The sequence below is a fragment of the Brevundimonas sp. Leaf363 genome, from assembly GCF_001424025.1.
In the GTDB taxonomy this organism is placed as follows: Bacteria; Pseudomonadota; Alphaproteobacteria; order Caulobacterales; family Caulobacteraceae; genus Brevundimonas.
Genome location: NZ_LMPZ01000001.1, coordinates 19,932 through 39,834 on the forward strand (window position 1 = coordinate 19,932; position 19,903 = coordinate 39,834).

Here is a 19,903-nt window from a genome sequence, read left to right on the forward strand (position 1 = left end):
GTAGCGGATGGCGACGCGCGGGCAAAGCGGGGCGGTGTCGCATCTCCCTCCCCTGCATGGGGAGGGACGGCGCAGCGCAGCGAAGCCCGGGTGGGGACGTTCAGAAACGCCGCGTGGATGCCCTTTCGGGCCCCACCCCGCCGCCTTCGGCGTCTTCCCTCCCCATGAAGGGGAGGGAAGTTACAGCAGATCCTCGATCGCCGCCCGCGCCGCCGCGCCCAGCTTGGCGTGCTTCAGCGCATAGGCGACATTGGCGCGCAGCAGGCCGACCGCGTCGCCGCAGTCATAGGTCGCGCCCTCATATTCCAGGGCGTGGAAGTCCCGCACCTTCATCAGCCGGGCCATGGCGTCGGTCAGCTGAATCTCGCCGCCCGCGCCGGTCGCCTGATCGGCCAAGAGGGGGAAGATATCGGGCGTCAGGATGTAGCGGCCCGAGATGAAGAGGTTCGACGGCTCGGTGCCCAGCGGCGGCTTCTCGACCATGCCGGTCATGCGGTTCAGCCGACCCTCGCGGCCGTCCAGCGCGACGATGCCGTATTTGTGGGTCTCGCCCTCGGGCGCCGGTTCGACCACGACGATGTTGCCGCCGGTCTTCTCGTGGGCGTCGATGGCCTGTTTCAGGGCCGGGGTGTCGGCCATCATCAGCATGTCGGCCAGGATCACCGCGAACGGCTCGTCGCCGATTAGGTCGCGGGCGCAATAGACCGCGTGGCCCAGGCCCAGCGGCGCCATCTGGCGCACGAAGCTCATCTCGCCGGGCTTGGGCAGGTCGGCGACGACCAGCTCCAGGATCTCGTCCTTGCCCTTGGCCTTGAGGATGGCCTCCATCTCATAGGCGTGGTCGAAATAGTCCTCGACCGATGTCTGGCCGCGCCCGACCACGAAGATGAAGTGCTCGATCCCGGCGGCGCGCGCCTCTTCCACGATGTGCGACAGGATCGGCCGGTCGAACACGTTCAGCATGTTCTTGGGCGTTGTCTTGGCGGCCGGCAGCACGCGCGTCCCCAGACCCGCGACGGGCAGAACGGCTTTGCGGACGCGGCGAGACGTGTCGGTCATGAAGGCTCCGATCAGGAAGGCGGCGGACCCTAGCGGAGGTCCGTGGCGACCGGAAGCGCCCCAACGGTGAAGGTTGTTCCGTCGGCTATTCGACGGTCACCGACTTCGCCAGGTTCCTCGGCTGGTCCACGTCCGCGCCCTTCACCACGGCGACGTGGTAGGCCAGCAGCTGGATCGGGGCGGACATGACCAGGGCCGAGACCAGCGGGTCCGAGGCCGGGGCGGTGACCACCACCTTGGCGCCGGCGGGGGCGTGGCGGGCGCCTTCGGGGTCGGTGATGAAGACCACCTGACCGCCGCGCGCCATCACCTCGCTCATGTTCGAGGCCGACTTTTCGAACCAGCTGTCGTAGGGCGCCAGGATGATGATGGGCGTCGCCTCGTCGACCAGGGCGATCGGGCCGTGCTTTAGCTCGCCGGCGGCGTAGCCCTCGGCGTGGATGTAGCTGATCTCCTTGAGCTTCAGCGCGCCTTCCAGGGCCAGAGCCGACATGGGGCCGCGGCCCAGGTAGAGGACGTCCTTGGCCTTGGCGATCTCGGTGGCGATCTCCTTGATGGCTCCTTCCAGATTGATCGCCTCGGCGATCAGCCGAGGCGCGCCCAGCAGCACCTTGACCAGCCGTTCCTCCTCGACCGCGTCGATGCGGTCTCGGGCACGGGCCGCCGCGATGGCGATGGCGATCAGGACGCAGACCTGGGCGGTGAAGGCCTTGGTCGAGGCAACGCCGATTTCCGGCCCGCAGTGGATCGGCCAGACCACGTCGGCCTCGCGGGCGATGGTGCTCTCGGTCGCATTGACGATGGCGGCGGTCTTCATTCCCGCCTGGGCGCAGTGGCGGAAGGCGGCCAGGGTGTCGGCCGTCTCGCCCGACTGGCTCATGGCGATGGCCAGGGCGCCGGGCCGTAAGGAAGGCTGGCGATAGCGGAACTCGGACGCGATCTCGACGTCCACCGGCAGGTCGGCCAGCTGTTCGATCAGATAGCGGCCGATCATGCCGGCGATCCACGAGGTGCCGCAGGCCACGATCTGGATCCGTTCCAGCCCGGCCCAGTCCACATCGCCCGGCACCGCCGTCGTCCCGGCCAGGGTGTCCACATAGGCGGCGATGGTGTGCTGGCACCCCTCCGGCTGGTCGTGGATCTCCTTTTCCATGAAGTGCCGGTAGTTGCCTTTCTCCATCAGCACGGCCGAGGCGGGGACGGTCTTGACCGGCCGGGCGACCTCGCGGCCCTCGCCGTCGAAGATGCGCGCGCCCGCATGGGTCGCCAGGACGTAGTCGCCGTCCTCCAGATAGGTGATCTTGTTGGTGAACGGCCCCAGCGCCAGGCCGTCCGAGCCAATGAACATCTCGCCGTCGCCGTGGCCGATGGCCAGGGGCGGGCCGTTGCGGGCGGCCAGGATCACATCCTCCTGCCCCGTCACCAGCACGCACAGGGCGAAGGCGCCCGAAAGCCGGTCCAGCGTCGCCTTGAACGCCTCCAGCGGCTCCAGCCCCGTGGCCAGTTCGGCGTCCAGAAGGTGGGCGACGACTTCCGTGTCGGTATCGGACGAAAAGACGCGGCCGGCGGCCTGCAACTCGGCCTTCAACTCGGCGAAATTCTCGATGATGCCGTTGTGAACCACCGCCACGCGCCCGGCGATGTGCGGGTGGGCGTTGCGCTCGGTCGGCCCGCCGTGGGTAGCCCAGCGGGTGTGGCCGATGCCGGTCGTGCCGCTCAGCGGCTCGGCCGCCAGCACTTTCTCCAGCTCTTTCAGCTTGCCCGGCGCGCGGCGGCGTTCCAGCACGCCGTCCACCTGGGCGGCCACGCCGGCGGAGTCATAGCCCCGGTATTCCAGCCGCTTCAGGCTCTCGACCAGACGGTCCGCGACGGGCTGGTTTCCCACGATGCCGATGATGCCGCACATGGCCGCCTGCCTCTCGTCCTGATCGAAGATCGCCGCCGCGCTTTGCGCCGACGCGGCGATGGGGCTAATCAGCCCACCGCGCCTCTAGGGGATGTTAAACCACGGGGCAGCTAAAAAGGGGTTTCGGAAGGTTTCCACCCCGTCACGAGGACAACGCCCTTGGCCAACGCCCCCACAAAGCGCCGCTATTTCGGCACCGACGGCATCCGGGGCAAGGCCAACACCCATCCGATGACGGCCGAGGTCGCCCTGCGGGTCGGCCTGGCGGCGGGCAAGCTGTTCATGTCGGGCGACGACCGTCGCCACATGGTGGTGATCGGCAAGGACACCCGCCTTTCGGGCTATATGATCGAGCCGGCGCTGGTGGCGGGCTTCTCGTCCGTCGGCATGGACGTGCGCACCTTCGGCCCCGTGCCGACGCCGGGCGTGGCGATGATGACCCGTTCGATGCGCGCCGATCTGGGCGTGATGATCTCGGCCTCGCACAACGACTACGCCGACAACGGCATCAAGCTGTTCGGCCCGGACGGCTACAAGCTGTCGGACGAGATCGAACTGAAGATCGAGGCGATGATGGACGACGCCCTGGGGCAGGGGCTGGCGGCGTCGGACAAGCTGGGCCGGGTCAAGCGCATCGACGACGCCCAGGCCCGCTACATCGAGATCGCCAAGGCCGCCTTCCCCAAACGCCTCAGCCTCAAGGGCCTGCGCATCGCCATCGATTGCGCCAACGGCGCCGGCTACAAGGTCGCGCCGACCACGCTCTATGAGCTGGGCGCCGAGGTCTTCCCCGTCGGGGTCGAGCCGGACGGCCTGAACATCAACGCCAAGTGCGGCTCCACCCACCCCGACACCCTGGTCGAGGCGGTGAAGCGCTACCGCGCCGATATCGGCATCGCGCTGGACGGCGACGCGGACCGCGTCATCATCTGCGACGAGAAGGGCCGCATCGTCGACGGCGACCAGATCATGGCCCTGGTCAGTCTGGACTGGGCCAAGCGCGGGCGGCTGAACGGCGGCGGTCTGGTCGCCACCGTCATGTCCAACCTGGGGCTGGAGCGGCTGATGACCTCGCAGGGCCTGACGCTGGAGCGGACGCAGGTCGGCGATCGCTATGTCATGGAGCGGATGCGCGAGGGCGGCTTCAACATCGGAGGCGAACAGTCCGGCCACATCATCCTGCACGACCACGCCACCACCGGCGACGGCCTGATGAGCGCCCTGCAGGTGCTGGCCGTGCTGGTCGACAGCGGCCGGTCGATGAGCGAGCTGGCGCGTCAGTTCGATCCGGTGCCGCAGCTCTTGGAAAACGTCCGCTTCTCGGGCGGCGCGCCGCTGGACGACGCCGGGGTCAAGGCCGCCATCGCCGAGGGCGAGGGCCGGCTGAACGGCTCGGGCCGCCTGCTGGTGCGTCCGTCCGGCACCGAAAAGCTGATCCGCGTCATGGCCGAGGGCGACGATGCGGGTATGGTGCGCTCGGTCGTGTCCGACGTGGTCGCCGCCGTGCGCGCGGCCGGCTGAGACCATGACCCTGCTGCGGATCGGCCTGCTGGCCCTGCTGCTGGCCCTCTTCGGACATACCGCGCAGGCCGCTCCGCAGAAGACCGAGCGCATCGAGGCCGAACTGGTCCCGATGAGCGCCTGGGCCGCCCCCGGCTCCACCGCCATCGTCGCCGTGCGCCAGAAGATCGCGCCCGGCTGGCACACCTACTGGCGCAATCCGGGCGACAGCGGCGGCCCGACCAGTCTGAGCTGGACCCTGCCGAGCGGCGTCACCGCCGGCGACATCCTGTGGCCGACACCCGGCCGTCAGCGGCTGATGAGCCTGGTCAACTACGGCTACGAGGGCGAGGTCTTCCTGCCCGTCCCGATCCAGATCCCCGCAACGGCGCGTCCCGGCCAGACCCTGCCCCTGACGGTCGAGGCCCTGTTTTTGGTGTGCAGCGACCAGCTGTGTGTGCCCGAGCCCCTGACCCTGACCGCCGAGATGCCTATCCGCGCCGGCGCCGCGCCCCTGAGCCGGCCCTACGGCCTCCGCATCGAACAGACGGTGGAGATCGCGCCCCGCCCCGCCGGGCTGGAGGCGCGCATGACGGCCCAGAACGGCCGCATCCTGCTCAGCGTCTCGGGCGCGGCCCTGACCGCCGCCAAACCGACCCAGGCCTGGTTCTACCCTTTCGACGCCGGCCGTATCGACCACGCCGCCGCCCAGTCCGGCACGGTCGGTCCCGACGGTCTGCGCCTGACCCTGACGCCCGCCGCTCGCCAGCGTGGGGACGGACCTCTGGCCGGGATCGTCGCCACCGATGCCGGCGCCTGGGAGATTTCCGCCACGCCCGGCGCCCCCTTGCCCGGCACGGACGGCCGCGCGCTCCAGCCGCTAGACGGCGCACCGGCGGCGCCCGCCTCGACCGGCCTCGTCGCCCTGGCCCAGGCGGCTCTGTTCGCCTTCCTCGGCGGGCTGATCCTCAATCTGATGCCCTGCGTCTTCCCCATCCTGGCGATGAAGGCGGCGGCGCTGGCCGCCTCGGCGGGGGACAGGGCGGCGGCGCGGCGCGACGGCCTGGCGTTCAGCGCGGGCGCGCTCGTCACCTTCCTGGCGCTGGCGGGCGTGCTAATCGCTCTACGCGCCGCAGGACAGGCGGTCGGCTGGGGCTTCCAGTTGCAGTCCCCGGCGGTGACGGCGGGCCTGTCCCTGCTGCTGCTGGCCTCGGCGCTCAACCTGTCGGGCGTCTTCCACGTCGGGCGCGGGCTTCAGGGCGTCGGCTCCGGCCCGCTGTCGCGCCTGCCCGGCGCCGCCGGCGCGGCCTTCACCGGCGTTCTGGCCGTCGTCGTCGCCTCGCCCTGCACCGCCCCTTTCATGGCCCCGGCCATGGGCGCGGCGCTGGTCATGGCCTGGCCTCTGGCGCTGCTGGTCTTCCTGTTCCTCGGCCTCGGTTTCGTCCTGCCCTATCTGGCGGTCAGCCTGTGGCCCGCCGCCCTGTCGCGCCTGCGCCCCGGTGCATGGATGGAGCGCCTCAAGGGCCTCCTCGCCTTCCCCCTCTATGGCGCGGCCCTGTGGCTGGCCTGGGTCTTCGCGCGGCAAGCGGGTGACGACGCCCTAGCCGCCCTGATGGCGTCGGGCCTGTTGCTGGCCCTGAGTTTGTGGCTGGCCGGCCGGGCCCAGGACGCCCGCGCGCGGGGTCGGCCCTATCTCTGGCACAGCCTCTTCGCCGCCCTGTCGCTGGTGCTGGCGGGCGCCGCCCTGATCCACGGCCTGAGGGCGCCTGGCCCCGCCGAGCCGTCCGCCCAGGCCGTCGAGGGCCGCGCCTGGTCGCCCGAGGCCGTGGCGTCCGCGCAAGCCGAAGGCCGCACCGTCCTGGTCAACTTCACCGCCGACTGGTGCGTCACCTGCAAGATCAACGAAGGCGCGGCCCTGTCCTCGCCCGCCGTTCGCCGGGCGCTGGACGGCTCGAACGCCGTCTATCTGGTCGGAGACTGGACCCGGCGCGACCCGGCCATCGCGGCGGAACTGTCCCGCCACGGCCGCTCGGGCGTGCCGCTCTATCTGGTTTACCGCCCCGGTCAGGCTCGGCCCGAGGTCCTGCCCCAGCTACTGACCGAAGGCGTTGTGTTGGAAGCCCTCAAGTAGCTTCTCTGGCGAAGCCGGAAACCAACCGCCTGGGTCAGGCGAAGGGGTTCATCACAATGAGCACAAAGGTTTCACAGAGGACACAACGAGGTCGAGCCAGGCACAACCCCGTCGTGCTCTTTGTGTCTCTCTTCGTTGTGCTCGTTGTGATGAACCCCTTCTTCTCGGCGACGCCAGAATAGGCGATCAGGCCGCCGGCGCAGGCGGCGAGGTGATCACCTCGTCATTGTCGTTCAGCAGGTAGGACAGGTCGTTCAGCGCGCCGCGACGCGCTTCGGCCGTCGGCGCCGCCTCCACCGCCTGCACCTTCAGCGTCATGTCTTCCGAGATGCCGCGCAGGATGCACTTCAGGTCGCCGTCCGTGCCGCGCTCCTTGAGGATCAGATGCCCCTGCATGTCTCGTTCAGACAGGGCGTGGGCGTCGGTCTTGAAGGCGGCGAAGGTCGGGCCCGTGACGAAGCCGTCGGCGTCCGCCGCGCCCGAAACCATCCAGCCGTCCACGATGGCCTTCAGCGAGCGCGAACGGCTGACGATGTCGGAGAACAGCGGCTCCGAGGCCACCGAGACGGGGGCGCCGGCGACCGCCATCGGCTGGCTGGCGGCCAGGGCGACGCTGGGGTCTGTCAGCAAGAGGGAGGCGACGAGGGCGATGCCACAGGACATGGGCGCGCTTTCAAAATGAATCGGTGATTGCGCCAGCTTGCGCCTGACCCGTAAACGACCCGTTGACCACGAAGGGGACGACCTCAGATGACCGACGCCGCGACCGAAGCCGCCTGGACCGCCCTCAAGGCCGCCGCCGACCCCGTGGCGCGCATCGTCGATCAGTTCGCGGCCGACCCCGAGCGCCTGTCGCGGATGTCGGTCGAGGCCGCCGGTCTTTATCTGGACCTGTCGAAGCAAAGCTGGACCCGCGCCGGCTTCGACGCCGCGCTGGCGCTGGCCCGCGTCCGTCAGGTCGAAGCGCGCCGCGCCCATCTGTTCGGCGGCGCGGCGGTGAACCTGACCGAGGGCCGCGCCGTCCTGCACCCCGCCCTGCGCGCCGCCCCCGGCGCCGACTATCACGCCCTGGGCGAGCCCGTGTCCGCCGAGGTCGATGCCGTGCGCGCCGACATGGCCGCCTATGCCGAAGCCGTCCGCTCGGGCGCCGAGACCGGCGGCACGGGCAAGGCCTTCAAGGCGCTGGTCCACGTCGGCATCGGCGGTTCGGACCTGGGGCCGCGCGTGGTCTGGGACGCCTTGCGTCCGCTCAGCCCCACCGTCGACCTGCGCTTCGTCGCCAACATCGACCCGCGCGACATGGCCGAGGCCCTGACCGGGCTGGACCCCGAGACCACCCTGGTCGTCGTCGTCTCCAAGACGTTCACCACCCAGGAAACCCTGGCCAACGCCGACGCCGCGAAGGCCTGGCTGGCCGCCGCCCTGACGCCCGAGCAGCTGCGCAAGCACTTCATCGGCGTCACCGCCGCGCCGGACAAGGCCGGAGCCTTCGGTTGCGGCCGCACCTTCGCCTTCCGCGACTGGGTCGGCGGTCGCTATTCGCTGTGGTCGGCGGTCAGCCTGTCGTGCGCCATCGGTCTGGGCTGGGACGCCTTCGAGGCCTTCCTGGGCGGCGCCCGCGCCATGGACCAGCATTTCGTCGACGCCCCGCTGGAGAAGAACGCGCCGGTCCTCCTGGCCCTCGCCCAGGTGTTCAACGTCGACGGCCTGGGCCGTCATGCCCGCACCGTCGCGCCCTACGCCCACGCCCTGCGCCGTCTGCCCAGCTTCCTGCAGCAGCTGGAGATGGAATCGAACGGCAAGCGCGTGCACCGCGACGGTTCGCCGGTCAGCCACGGCACCTGCCCCGTCGTCTTCGGCGAGCCCGGCACCAACGGCCAGCACGCCTTCTTCCAGCAGATCCATCAAGGCCCCGAGACGGTCCCGGCCGAGTTCGTCATCGTGGCCAAGACACACGGCAACGAAACGGAATCGCCGCTGTGGGCCAACGCACTGGCCCAAGGCCAGGCCCTGATGCTGGGCAAGACAACAGAAGCTGCCCGCGCCGAGCTTTTGGCCTCGGGCTCGGGCGACGCCGAAGCGGACCGGCTGCAGACGCACAAGACCTTCCCCGGCAACCGCCCCTCGACCGCAATCGTCATGGATCGGCTGACGCCCGCGACCCTGGGCGCTCTGATCGCCCTATATGAGCACAAGACCTTCGTCGAGGGCGTGATCTGGGACGTGAACAGCTTCGATCAGTGGGGCGTAGAACTGGGCAAGGTGCTGGCCAAGGCCATCCTCAAGGACGTCGCCGCCGGCGGCCCCTCGGACGAACTGGACCCGTCCACGGCCGCGCTGATGACACGCCTGCTGGGGTAAGAGGCGCGCCCTCTCGCCACCACAGCCGTCATCCTCGGCTCAAGTCCGAGGATGACGAGGCAGTCGGTATCGACACAGCAAAAGGGCGCCCCTTTCGGAGCGCCCTTCGATCTCAGACTTTCCGCTCCCTACCAGCGGCGGTCGTAGCGATAGTCGCGGCTGTCCCGGCGGTCGTAACGCGTGTCCCGACGATCGTAGCGCGGATCGTAGCCGTAGCGCTGGTCGTACCCGTAGCGCGGGGCGGAACGGTAATCCCGTTGCTGGTACTGGCTGTAATGGCGGCTGTCGTATCGGTCGTTGGCATTGCCGCCCGACGACGCCACCGCGCCCAGCGCGGCCCCGGCGAGCGCGCCGCCTGCGATCGTCGTGCCGTCGCCGTTGCCCAGCAGGGCGCCGGCCAGACCGCCCACCACCGCGCCGATCACGGCGTTCTGGGCGGTATTGCTCTGGCGGTTGTCGCGGTGGTCGTAGTAGCGGCTCTGGGCCGAAGCCGGGGCGGCGCTCAGCAGCGCCAGGGCGCCGACGGCGGCGGTGAGAGCCACAGCGGTGGTCTTCTGGGTCGAGGCGGTCTTCATCTCAGGTCCTCCGGACGATGCGCCGGACGGGGTCCGACTATGCCCAGAGGAATACCGCCGCCCGTTTGAACGTCCCGGCGCCGCCGCATTCACAACGGGTTCATGAAATGAGCCCGCGCGCGCTTGACGCTTACCCGCCCGCCCCCTACTTCCGCCTCCGTTAGCACTCGCGGGTCGCGGCTGCCAAAGCCGGTCCGGGGTGCATCCTTTTCGGACTACTCAGGGAGAACAACCGATGGCGTTTCGTCCGCTCGGCGACCGCGTGCTGGTTAAGCGCGTAGAAGAAGAATCCAAGACCAAGGGCGGGATCATCATCCCCGACACCGCCAAGGAAAAGCCGCAGGAAGGCGAAGTCGTCTCCGTCGGCCCGGGCGCCCGTGACGACAGCGGCAAGGTCAACGCCCTGGAGCTGAAGGCCGGCGACCGCATCCTGTTCGGCAAGTGGTCGGGCACCGAGGTCAAGGTCGACGGCGTCGATCTGATCATCATGAAGGAATCGGACGTCCTGGGCGTCCTGAGCTGAGTGAAAAGTGAGTAGTGCGAGTGAGCCGCGACGGCTCCTGGCGCTACCGACTTCTCCACTCACAATTCACTAGCACTCTTCACTAAGGAGCAGCCGCCAATGGCCGCCAAGATCGTACAGTTCAACACCGACGCGCGCGACAAGATGCTGCGCGGCGTCAACGTCCTCGCCAATGCCGTCAAGGTGACCCTGGGTCCCAAGGGCCGCAACGTCGTGATCCAGAAGTCCTTCGGCGCCCCGCGCTCGACCAAGGACGGCGTCTCGGTCGCCAAAGAGATCGAGCTGGAAGACGCCTTCGAGAACATGGGCGCCCAGATGATCCGCGAAGTCGCGTCCAAGACGAACGACAAGGCGGGTGACGGCACCACCACCGCGACCGTCCTGGCGCAATCGATCGTGCAGGAAGGCCTCAAGGCCGTCGCCGCCGGCATGAACCCGATGGACCTGAAGCGCGGCATCGACAAGGCGGTCACCGCCGTCCTGGCCGACATCAAGGCCTCGGCCAAGAAGGTCGAGAACAACTCCGAGATCGCCCAGGTCGGCACCATCTCGGCCAACGGCGACGCCGAAGTCGGCGAGATGATCGCCAAGGCCATGGAAAAGGTCGGCAACGAAGGCGTCATCACGGTTGAAGAGGCCAAGACCGCCGAGACCGAGCTGGACGTCGTCGAAGGCATGCAGTTCGACCGCGGCTACCTGTCGCCCTACTTCATCACCAACGCCGACAAGATGGAGGCTCAACTCGAAGAGCCCCTGATCCTGCTGCACGAGAAGAAGCTGTCCTCGCTGCAGGCCATGCTGCCGATCCTGGAAGCCGTGGTTCAGTCGGGCCGTCCCCTGATCATCATCGCCGAGGACATCGAAGGCGAAGCCCTGGCCACCCTGGTGGTCAACAAGCTGCGCGGCGGCCTGCGGGTCGCGGCCGTCAAGGCCCCGGGCTTCGGCGACCGCCGCAAGGCCATGCTGGAAGACATCGCCGTCCTGACCGGCGGCCAGGTCATCTCGGAAGACCTGGGCATCAAGCTGGAGAACGTCACGCTCGACATGCTCGGCAAGGCCAAGAAGGTCACCATCACCAAGGACGACACCACCATCGTGGACGGCACCGGTGAGAAGGAAGCGATCGAGGCCCGCATCGGCCAGATCAAGGCCCAGATCGAGACCACGACCTCGGACTACGACAAGGAAAAGCTGCAGGAACGTCTGGCCAAGCTGGCCGGCGGCGTCGCGGTCATCCGCGTCGGCGGCTCGACCGAAGTCGAGGTCAAGGAAAAGAAGGACCGCGTCGACGACGCCCTGAACGCCACGCGCGCCGCGGTTGAAGAAGGCATCGTCCCCGGCGGCGGCATCGCCCTGCTGAAGGCGACCAAGGCGCTGGAAGGCCTGCAAGGCGACAACGCCGACCAGACCGCCGGCATCGCGATCATCCGCCGCGCCATCCAGGCCCCGATCCGTCAGATCGTGGAAAACGCGGGCGTCGAAGGCTCCATCGTCGTGGGCAAGGTGCTGGAAAATAACTCCGCCACCTTCGGCTTCAACGCCCAGACGGAAGAGTACGGCGATCTGGTCGCCATGGGCGTGATCGACCCGGCCAAGGTGGTTCGCACCGCCCTGACTGACGCCGCCTCGGTGGCCTCGATCCTGATCACGACCGAAGCGGCCGTGGCCGATGCGCCGAAGAAGGCCTCGGCCGGCGGCGCCGGCGGCATGCCGGGCGGCGGCATGGGCGGCATGGGCGACATGGACTTCTAAGTCCGACGCTCACGCCATCTGGCTGAACGACAAGAGGGCGGGTCCGGCGACGGGCCCGCCCTTCTTGCGTCCGGGACCCCGCAAGACCGCGTCAGTCCACCTCGCGCAAGAACTCGAAGATGGCGGCGCGCGCCTCGGCCTCGTCCAGCATGGGTGCGTGCCCGACCCCGGGGATTTCCGCATAGGCCATTCCGGGGGCCTTCCTGCGCATCTTCGCCGCGATGTCTGCGCTGAGCAAATCGGAGCGCTCGCCGCGGATCAGCAGGACGGGACGGCCGCGCGCCAGCTTCGAGAAGAAGGGCCACAGGTTGGGGACCAGCGCCTTCTCGCCCGCCGCGCGGATCGGCACGGCGATGTCGGGATCGTAGTCCAGGATCGGCGCGCCTTCGGTCCCCTCGCGGAAGACCCGGCGCGCGAAGGTGTCCCAGTCGGCGTCGGCATAGTGCGGAAAGGCGACGGCGTTGATCTGGCGCGCGTAGGCGGCGGCGGCGGCCCAGGTCGGCGTGTCCACCGGCTGGCCCGAATAGGCGGCGATGCGCGCCAGGCCCTCCCTGGCGACCTCCGGCCCGACGTCGTTGATGATGGCCGCGGCGATGGCCCTCGGCTTCACGGCCGCCAGCCCCATGGTGATCAGGCCGCCCATGGAGGTGCCCAGGAAGACCGCCCGCTCGATGCCGGTCGCCTTCAGCAGCGCCGCCACGTCCTGAACATAGGTCGGCGGCTGATAGGTCATCGGATCGGGCGCCCGGTCCGAGCGCCCGCGCCCGCGCGCATCCACCGCCAGCACCCGCCGTCCCGACTGGGCCAGCAGCGGCGCGATGGCCTCGAAATCCGCGCTGTTGCGCGTCAGGCCGTGAATGGCGACCACGGGCAGTCGGGCCGGACCGGCGGCAGGGGCATAGTCGCGCGCAAACAGGCTGAGCCCATCGTGCGAGGTCCAGCGGCGTTCAACCCAAGGGAGCGTTTGCATGGCTGCAGGATACGGCGGATCGCAAGAATTCTCCACCGTGTAGCGCGGCGGCACGGGGGAGGGAGATCGCTTCAGCGCTGGAGGATCTAGCCGCCCAGCAGCTCCCGCACGAACAGGTCCAGGTCGCCGCCATCGAAGCGGAAGCCGGGGATGCCGGCGCGGCGGGCGGCCTCCATGTCCGTCGGCTGGTCGCCGATCATGAAGGATTTGGCCAGGTCGATCCCATGCTCGTCCGCGGCCCGACGGATCATGCCCGGATTGGGCTTGCGGTCCGGGTGGTCGGGGTGGAGCCACTGCGGGTCCTTGGCCTCGGCGTGGTACGGGCAGGCGTAGACCGCCCCGATCCGCGCGCCCTTGGCCGCCATCCGCCGCACCAGGGCGGTATTGAAGGCGTGCATCTGATCCAGGGTGAACAGCCCGCGCGCCACGCCGGACTGATTGGTGACGATGACCGCCAGATATCCGGCCCGGTTCAACCGCTGCACCGCCTCGGCCGCGCCGGGCATGAGGCGCAGCTCGGCCTCCAGGTGCGGATAGCCGGTGTCCTCGATCAGGACGCCGTCGCGGTCCAGGAAGACGGCCGGCACACCGCTCATTCGGCGCCTCGCAGCAGCACGGTGAAGGCCGTCATCACGTGGTAGAAGCTGGAGGCTGGGACCGTCGTGTCGATCTGGATGCCCGCCGCATCATAGCTGTCGACCCAAAGGCCGGGCACGTCGGTCGCCAGGTGGCTGTCGAAAATCCGATCGACCATGGCGGCGGCTCTGGCCTCGTCACCAACCGTCAGATGGGCGCGCAGGGCCTCGGTCTCGGCCCACAGGCGCCAGCCCGGATCGACCGGGCCGCCGCCCCGCGCCATCTCGCGCACCGGGAATCCCTCCGCGTTCAAGCCGGCCGTCCCTGCGTGGTCGTAGAGGCGCATCGCTCGCGCCTCGGCGTCGATCCAGCCGTTCTTCCTGGCCTCGCTCAGCAGCCACACCCATTCGAACTCGTGCCCCGGCTCGACGATCTCGCCCGCCTGGCCGTCCGCCAATCGCCAGTCCTCGGTGAAGAACTCGCTCAGGGTGCCGGTCGGTTCGTGGAAGAAGGCGGTGTCGAACAGGCCCAGGATTTCCCGGGCGATCTGTTCGAAGCGCGGCTCCGGCGTCGCCGCATGCCAGGCCAGCATGGCCTCCAGCAGGTGCATGTGCGGGTTCTGGCGGCGCGGCAGGCGGGCGGGCGCAGCCTCGGCCCAGCCGCCGTGCGGCGCGGCCATCACTGTCTCGATGGCGTCCAGCGTCTGCAACGCCAGCGGCAGGCAACGGTCGTCGCCCAGCAATCGATGCCCGGCCGCCAGGGCGAACAGGCAAAAGGCCTGGTCATAGAGGTCCGGGGTGTCGTCCAGCACCGCGCCGTTTCCGTCTGTCGACAGCACCCACAGGCCGTCCGGGCGGCGGCAGGTCCGGATCATGTTATCCAGGCCCTTCCGCGCGATGGCGCGGCCAGGCTCGAAGCCCAGATCGGCCGCCTCGGCGAACAGATAGACCTGACGGGCCTGCACCCGCGTGCGGCGGACGCCGCCGGTCACCGGTCTGCCGTCGAACTCCAGCAGTTCGTAGAACCGCCCGTCCGCGTCGGCGCCCCGCTCGGCCCACAGGGGCAGGGCGTGATCGAACAGCCAGGATCGGACCTTGGCGCGGGCGTCGTGCAGAAAGCTCATGGTCTTCGCGACTATGCGATGCGGCCGGGTTTGTGAAGCGGACGGATGACGGCGCGGTCGATCGGGGCTAACGGATCGGCCATGCCTTCCTCGGACACGCCGGCCGACGTCTTCAAGCGCGCCCTCGCGCACGCCGCGCGCGCCCTGGCCGAGCAGGCCGAGCTGGAAGTGGTGTTCGGCCAGGACGGGCCGAAGCTGTCGAACGGCGTCCTGACCCTGCCCAACCCGCCGCGCGACGCCTCACCGGCCGAGGCGGCGACCGTGCGCGGTCAGGCCGACCGGCTGGCCCTGCGTCTGGCCAATCACGACGAGATGCTGCATGGCCGCCTGCGTCCGCTGGACCAGACGGCGGCCGAGGTTTTCGAGGCGGTCGAACAGGCCCGCGTCGAGGCGGTCGGCTCCGAACACCTGGCCGGGGTGCGGTCCAATCTGAACGCCGCCCTGCTGGGCCGGCTCGAGCGCACCGGGGCGCTGCGGGTTGTCGAGGCCGCGCGGGTTCCGCCCGCCGAGGCGGTGTCCCTGCTGGTGCGCGAGCGCCTGACCGGCCAGCGTGCGCCCGACGGCGCCGGCGCCCTGCTCGACCTGGTCCGCACGGAGCTGGAAGCCAAGGCGGGCCGGCAGCTCGATGCGCTGGCCGAGGTCGCCCACGACCAGGCCGCTTTCGCGCGCGCCATGAAGGACGTGCTGCGCGCGCTCGACCTGGATCCCGGCGATGGGCGCGGCGACGAGGCCAATGACGAGGCGGGCGAGGACGAACCCCCGCCCCAGTCGCCCGATCCCAGCGAGGACAGCCAGGACGAGGAGCAGGAAGACGGCGGTCAGGGCGCCCAGTCGATGGACGGCGCACCCGACGACGACACCTCGGGCGAGGAGCGCGAGGGCCAGCCGCAGGGCGCATCGCCGGACGCGACCGACGACATGGGTGATCCCGGCGACGCCACGGACGAGGGCGCCGTCCCCAGTCCGCACCAGACCCTGGACGACGGCCAGGACATCAACGCCTATCGCGTCTTCACCACCGCCCATGACGAGGTGATCGACGCGGCCGACCTGTGCGACCCGATGGAGCTGGATCGGCTGCGGTCCCTGCTGGACGGCCAGTTGGCGGCGCTCTCCAGCGTCGTGTCGCGCCTGGCCAACCGGCTGCAGCGGCGACTGCTGGCCCAGCAGAACCGCTCGTGGATGTTCGATCTGGAGGAAGGCATGCTGGACACGGCGCGCCTGACGCGGGTCATCACCGATCCGACCGCGCCGCTCAGCTTCAAGGCCGAGAGCGAGAGCCCGTTCCGCGACACGGTCGTGACCCTGTTGCTGGACAACTCCGGTTCGATGCGGGGACGGCCGATCATGGTGGCGGCGGTCTGCGCCGACATCCTGGCGCGGACGCTGGAGCGGTGCGGGGTCAAGGTCGAGATCCTGGGCTTCACCACCCGCGCCTGGAAGGGCGGACAGGCGCGCGAGGCGTGGATCGCAGCGGGCAAGCCGGCCAATCCCGGCCGCCTGAACGACCTGCGCCACATCATCTACAAGTCCGCCGACGCGCCCTGGCGCCGGGCCAAGAAGAGCCTCGGCCTGATGATGCGCGAGGGCCTGCTGAAGGAGAACATCGACGGCGAGGCCCTGGTCTGGGCCCACGACCGGCTGATGGCGCGGCCCGAACAGCGGCGCATCCTGATGGTCATTTCCGACGGCTCGCCGGTCGACGATTCCACCCAGTCGGCCAATACGGCGCTGTATCTGGACAAGCATCTGCGGCAGGTGATCGCCGAGATCGAGGACCGTTCGCCGGTCGAGTTGCTGGCCATCGGCATCGGCCACGACGTGACCCGCTGGTATCGCCGCGCCGTCACCCTGATCGACGTGGAGCAATTGGCCGGCGCCATGACCGAGAAGCTGGCCGAACTGTTCGAGGCGGAACCGAAAACCGCCGCCCGACCGGTCCGCCGGAGGCGCGCCGCATGATCCGCAGAACCCTTCTGACGCTGGCCTTGTTCGCCGTCGCCGCCTGCGCGGGCGGGCCGACCGCGCCGGTCAGGGGCGTCGCCGGACCGGACGGCTGGACCGAGGCGCCGGCCGCCAGCCGCTCGGTCAATCTGGGCCTGCCGGGCGGTGCGGTCCTGGCCGATGGCGTGCGGTTCGCGGGCGGTCTGCGGATCGAGCTGGACCCGGCCTCGCCCCTGCACAGCCTGTCGGACATCAAGCTGACCGATGGCGCGGGCGGCTTCGTCGCCGTCACGGACGCAGGCGATCTGGTCACCGGCCGCATGCGCCTCGACGCCCGGGGCCGCCTGACCGGCGCGCACGACTGGCGCTATCAGCGGCTGACCGAACTGGACGGATCGCCCATCGCGGCCAAGGAGCGCGGCGACGCGGAAGGGCTGGCCCTGCTGCCGGACAGCGGCCTGCTGATCGCCTTCGAGCGCGATCACCGGATCTGGCGCTATGGCTCGGCCGCAACGCCCGGCCGCCCGGTCGCGGTTCCCCACCCCGACTTCGCCTTCCCCCTGAACGACGGCATGGAGGCGCTGTCGACCGGGCCGACCGGCTGGCGCGTCGGAGGCGAGGACGGCGGCGTCTGGGACTGCGCGCCCGCCGGCTGCCGCGTCGTTGAGGCCCCGCCCGAGCCCCTGCTGGGCGACGCCGACTTCCGCCGCACCGCCCTGGACCGCGATCCGTCCGGGAACGGCTGGTTCGTGCTGGAGCGATCCTTCCGCCCGCCGCTGGACGCCCGCGCCCGCGTCCGCCGAATGGCCCCGGACGGCACGGTCGGCCCGGTCCTGATCGAGCTGAAGCTGCCTGGCCTGACCGACAACTTCGAAGGCCTCGCCGCCGAGACGCGCGGCGGCCGGACGCGCCTCTACCTGCTGTCCGACGACAACGGGAACCCGGCCCAGCGGACTCTGCTGCTGGCGTTCGACGTGAAATCATAGAGCCTGCGCCGACGGCGGAGGATTTCAGACCTTCTCGCTGACCTTGATGGCCAGCTTGCAGCCGGCGCCGATCACGGCGCTGAGCAGCCGATAACCCGGCGCCTCGCGCGAGCCATGTTCCACCGCATGATCGTGGTGCGCCAGCTCCTCGTCGCGGAACGCCTTCAGCTCGGCAGCCAGGGCGGGGTCGCGGTCTGCGACCTCGGCGATCTGGTTGGCATAGTGCTTCTCGATGACGCTCTCGACCGCCTCGGTACAGGCATGGGCGGCCTTCTCGCCCATCAGGGCCGTGCCGGCGCCCAGCGCAGTCGCCGCGATGCGCCACAGGGGCGTCAGCGCCGTGGGCCGTACCTGGCGGTCGGCCAGCAGAGTCTCGAACCGCGACAGGTGGGCGGCCTCCTGGCTCTCCATCTCGGCCATGTCGGCGGCGATGGAGGCGCGACCCTTGCGACCCTCGAAGACGGCGCGCTGGGCGCGGTAGATGTGCACCGCCGCATATTCCCCGGCGTGGTCGACGCGCAGCATCTCGCCCATGCGGCCGGTCCAGGCGCCGCGACCGGGCCGGGGCAGCTGTGCACCGTCAGACACTGGCCGCCGCCCCCTTGCCGTCAGGTTTGTCGGACTTGGGCGCCCGCGCATCCTTGGGCCGTTTCGCCGCCAGCAGGCTGAAGACCGTCAGGGCGGCCATGATCAGCGTGTTCCAGCCCGCCATCGACAGGCCCAGGAAGCGCCAGACCACGGTGTCGCACATCACCACCGTCTGAACCGGGCCTGTGCCCAGGGCCAGGGAGGTCAGGTTTTCCAGATTGATGTCGCCGCCGCCGCCCGAACAGATGGCCGGCAGCGCCCACCACTTGGCCTCGCCCCCGGCATGGAACAGGGCGGTGATGAAGCCGGTGAAGAAGACCGCGCCCAGCAGGAAGGCGGCGATGCGCGGCGTGCCCCGGCTGCCGCGGCTGAACAGGTGCCACAGGGTCGCGGCCCCCGCGATGGCCACGGCGCCCCAGTAGACCTCGCGCTGCTTGAGGCAGAGGTTGCACGGGGCCAGCCCCATGAACTCCTCGAATGCATGGGCCGCGCCCAACAGGGCGAGCGACGCCGCCAGGGCGAAGGCGGTCCACCAGCGGGTCAGCAGGCGATAGACTTCGATCATCGGGCGCATCCTTACGCCCGGACGCTCAATGCTCCAACAGCTTCAGCGCCAGTAAGCCGCCGATCAGGATCGCCAGGCCCAGGACGAAGAACAGGGCCAGCCGCTTCTCGACCACCGCCAGCATGGCCGGACCCCAGGTCTTCAGCACCCAGGCCTCCAGGAAGAAGCGGGCGGACCGCGTGATGACCGAGGCGACCATGAAGATGGCGAAGTCGAAGTGGGCCAGGCCCGAGGCGATGGTCACCAGCTTGTAGGGGATGGGCGTCAGGCCCTTGGCCAGGATCACCCAGACGCCGAAACGGTCGTACCACTGCTGGAACTGCTCCAGCCCGTCGGAGTGACCCAGCAGCCGCATCAGGCCGACCCCCACATCGGTCAGGAAATAGCCGATGCACCAACCCAGCGCCCCGCCCACGACCGAGGCGATCGAGCAGATCAGGGCGATCCGGTACGCCTTGTCCGGCCGCGCCAGCACCATCGGCGCCATCATCACGTCCGGCGGAATGGGGAAGAAGGACGCCTCGGCGAAGGACACCACCGCCAGCGTCTTCTCGGCGTAAGGCTTGCGCGCCTGTTCGAAGACCCAGTCGTAAAGTTTCCGCAGCATCGGTCGCCCTCGTTCAGGGCGCCGCTGTAGCAGGGGACGCGGCGTCGCACATCCCTGCGGCGATCGGTGCGATTCCGGGGGCCGGCGGACATGCTAGAGCCCGGCCATGCACCGTCCCGACGCCCACGCCGATGACGTCAGCCACGACGTGGTCCGGTTGCTGCGGCGGCTGGCCGACGACGGAGGCGAGGCGGGGCTGACGCTGGGCGAGATCCGCGACCGGCTGGACGAGCGGGCGTACGGCCTGCTGATTCTTCTGCTCAGCCTGCCTTGCCTGGTCCCGGGCCTCTACGGCGTGCCTCAGGTGGTCGGGCTGGTCATCATCATGATCGCCGCACAACTGCTGATCGGGCGCGAAGAGCCCTGGCTTCCCCGCCGGGTGTTGAGCCTGCGCGCCAAGGCGAAATGGCTGAAGGCCATGGCCGACTTCGCCGAGGCGCGGCTGGGGTGGGTCGACCGTCTGTCGCGCCCGCGCCTGGCGATGTTCGCCACCGGCCTGGGGGAGCGGATGGTCGGACTGTTCATGATCCTGGCGACCCTGACCATCGTCCTGCCGATGACCAACACCATCCCGTCGGTCGCCCTGGCCCTGCTGGCCGTGGGCCTGATCCAGCGCGACGGCCTGTTCGTGCTGGGCGGGATGGTGGTGGCCATCGGCTGGCTGGTGGCGCTGGCCATCCTGGCCGGCGGCCTGTTGCTGGGCGCCGGCTGGGCCGGACAGTGGTTGAACTGACCCG

18 protein-coding genes are annotated in these 19,903 nt (G+C 69.8%); 8 read left to right on the forward strand and 10 right to left on the reverse strand.

Annotated elements, in window-relative coordinates; genetic code table 11:
* Positions 1 to 180 precede the first annotated feature (180 nt).
* A complete protein-coding gene (locus ASG17_RS00120; RefSeq protein WP_056097849.1) occupies positions 181 to 1,059 on the reverse strand; it encodes a UTP--glucose-1-phosphate uridylyltransferase in 879 nt (292 codons plus the stop codon).
* A gap of 85 nt (positions 1,060 to 1,144) precedes the next feature.
* A complete protein-coding gene (gene glmS, locus ASG17_RS00125) occupies positions 1,145 to 2,965 on the reverse strand; it encodes a glutamine--fructose-6-phosphate transaminase (isomerizing) (protein WP_056097851.1) in 1,821 nt (606 codons plus the stop codon).
* Positions 2,966 to 3,124: 159 nt separating this feature from the next.
* Here glmS and glmM point away from each other — a divergent pair, with 159 nt between their 5' ends.
* Together glmM and ASG17_RS00135 are read left to right on the forward strand one after the other, a co-directional pair.
* On the forward strand, positions 3,125 to 4,486 hold the full coding sequence (glmM, locus tag ASG17_RS00130) for a phosphoglucosamine mutase (RefSeq protein ID WP_082496027.1): 1,362 nt from the start codon (positions 3,125 to 3,127) through the stop codon (positions 4,484 to 4,486).
* Positions 4,487 to 4,490: 4 nt separating this feature from the next.
* Complete coding sequence (locus tag ASG17_RS00135) at positions 4,491 to 6,596, forward strand: protein-disulfide reductase DsbD (RefSeq protein ID WP_082496028.1); 2,106 nt, start codon at positions 4,491 to 4,493, stop codon at positions 6,594 to 6,596.
* Between the two features lie 186 nt (positions 6,597 to 6,782).
* Here ASG17_RS00135 and ASG17_RS00140 read toward each other — a convergent pair whose 3' ends face one another.
* Positions 6,783 to 7,259 carry a hypothetical protein gene (locus tag ASG17_RS00140; RefSeq protein ID WP_056097854.1) on the reverse strand — a complete coding sequence of 159 codons (477 nt, stop codon included), beginning with the start codon at positions 7,257 to 7,259 and terminating at the stop codon, positions 6,783 to 6,785.
* Between the two features lie 87 nt (positions 7,260 to 7,346).
* On the opposite strand from ASG17_RS00140, the gene pgi reads away from it, so the two are divergent.
* Positions 7,347 to 8,957, forward strand: coding sequence for a glucose-6-phosphate isomerase (gene pgi, locus ASG17_RS00145; RefSeq protein WP_056097856.1), 1,611 nt, complete (start codon positions 7,347 to 7,349; stop codon positions 8,955 to 8,957).
* A 128-nt stretch (positions 8,958 to 9,085) separates the two neighbouring features.
* On the opposite strand, the gene ASG17_RS00150 is transcribed toward pgi, so the two are convergent.
* Entirely contained in the window at positions 9,086 to 9,532 is a 447-nt protein-coding gene (locus ASG17_RS00150; protein WP_056097858.1) for a hypothetical protein, read from the reverse strand.
* A 235-nt stretch (positions 9,533 to 9,767) separates the two neighbouring features.
* Between ASG17_RS00150 and ASG17_RS00155 the strand changes: the two genes are divergently transcribed.
* On the forward strand, positions 9,768 to 10,055 hold the full coding sequence (locus ASG17_RS00155; RefSeq protein ID WP_056097860.1) for a co-chaperone GroES: 288 nt from the start codon (positions 9,768 to 9,770) through the stop codon (positions 10,053 to 10,055).
* A gap of 99 nt (positions 10,056 to 10,154) precedes the next feature.
* The gene (gene groL / locus ASG17_RS00160; RefSeq protein WP_056097861.1) at positions 10,155 to 11,807 is read left to right on the forward strand and encodes a chaperonin GroEL; all 1,653 of its coding nucleotides are present in this window, start codon (positions 10,155 to 10,157) and stop codon (positions 11,805 to 11,807) included.
* A gap of 91 nt (positions 11,808 to 11,898) precedes the next feature.
* Here the strand turns inward: groL and ASG17_RS00165 are convergent, their stop codons facing one another.
* From ASG17_RS00165 to ASG17_RS00175, 3 genes are all read right to left on the reverse strand, one after another.
* Positions 11,899 to 12,777: an alpha/beta fold hydrolase gene (locus ASG17_RS00165; protein WP_056097863.1), complete on the reverse strand. Its 879-nt coding sequence runs from the start codon at positions 12,775 to 12,777 to the stop codon at positions 11,899 to 11,901.
* A gap of 86 nt (positions 12,778 to 12,863) precedes the next feature.
* Positions 12,864 to 13,373 (reverse strand): HAD-IIIA family hydrolase, encoded by a 510-nt coding sequence (locus tag ASG17_RS00170; protein ID WP_056097864.1) that lies wholly within the window; start codon positions 13,371 to 13,373, stop codon positions 12,864 to 12,866.
* Positions 13,370 to 14,476 carry an AGE family epimerase/isomerase gene (locus ASG17_RS00175; RefSeq protein WP_056097866.1) on the reverse strand — a complete coding sequence of 369 codons (1,107 nt, stop codon included), beginning with the start codon at positions 14,474 to 14,476 and terminating at the stop codon, positions 13,370 to 13,372. Before ASG17_RS00175 ends, ASG17_RS00170 begins: the two co-directional genes overlap by 4 nt.
* A gap of 81 nt (positions 14,477 to 14,557) precedes the next feature.
* On the opposite strand from ASG17_RS00175, the gene cobT reads away from it, so the two are divergent.
* Positions 14,558 to 16,438: a cobaltochelatase subunit CobT gene (cobT, locus tag ASG17_RS00180; RefSeq protein ID WP_056098860.1), complete on the forward strand. Its 1,881-nt coding sequence runs from the start codon at positions 14,558 to 14,560 to the stop codon at positions 16,436 to 16,438.
* On the forward strand, positions 16,435 to 17,406 hold the full coding sequence (locus ASG17_RS00185; protein WP_056097867.1) for an esterase-like activity of phytase family protein: 972 nt from the start codon (positions 16,435 to 16,437) through the stop codon (positions 17,404 to 17,406). Before cobT ends, ASG17_RS00185 begins: the two co-directional genes overlap by 4 nt.
* 24 nt (positions 17,407 to 17,430) lie before the next feature.
* On the opposite strand, the gene ASG17_RS00190 is transcribed toward ASG17_RS00185, so the two are convergent.
* From ASG17_RS00190 to ASG17_RS00200, 3 genes are read right to left on the reverse strand one after another with little or no spacing between them, the layout of a single operon-like run.
* Positions 17,431 to 17,940, reverse strand: a complete 510-nt coding sequence (locus tag ASG17_RS00190) for a demethoxyubiquinone hydroxylase family protein (RefSeq protein ID WP_056097869.1) — start codon at positions 17,938 to 17,940, stop codon at positions 17,431 to 17,433.
* A gap of 46 nt (positions 17,941 to 17,986) precedes the next feature.
* Positions 17,987 to 18,559 carry a disulfide bond formation protein B gene (locus ASG17_RS00195; protein ID WP_056098864.1) on the reverse strand — a complete coding sequence of 191 codons (573 nt, stop codon included), beginning with the start codon at positions 18,557 to 18,559 and terminating at the stop codon, positions 17,987 to 17,989.
* 25 nt (positions 18,560 to 18,584) lie between these two features.
* On the reverse strand, positions 18,585 to 19,166 hold the full coding sequence (locus tag ASG17_RS00200; protein ID WP_056097871.1) for a YqaA family protein: 582 nt from the start codon (positions 19,164 to 19,166) through the stop codon (positions 18,585 to 18,587).
* Positions 19,167 to 19,272: 106 nt separating this feature from the next.
* Between ASG17_RS00200 and ASG17_RS00205 the strand changes: the two genes are divergently transcribed.
* Positions 19,273 to 19,899: an exopolysaccharide biosynthesis protein gene (locus ASG17_RS00205; protein WP_056097872.1), complete on the forward strand. Its 627-nt coding sequence runs from the start codon at positions 19,273 to 19,275 to the stop codon at positions 19,897 to 19,899.
* Positions 19,900 to 19,903: the final 4 nt, after the last annotated feature.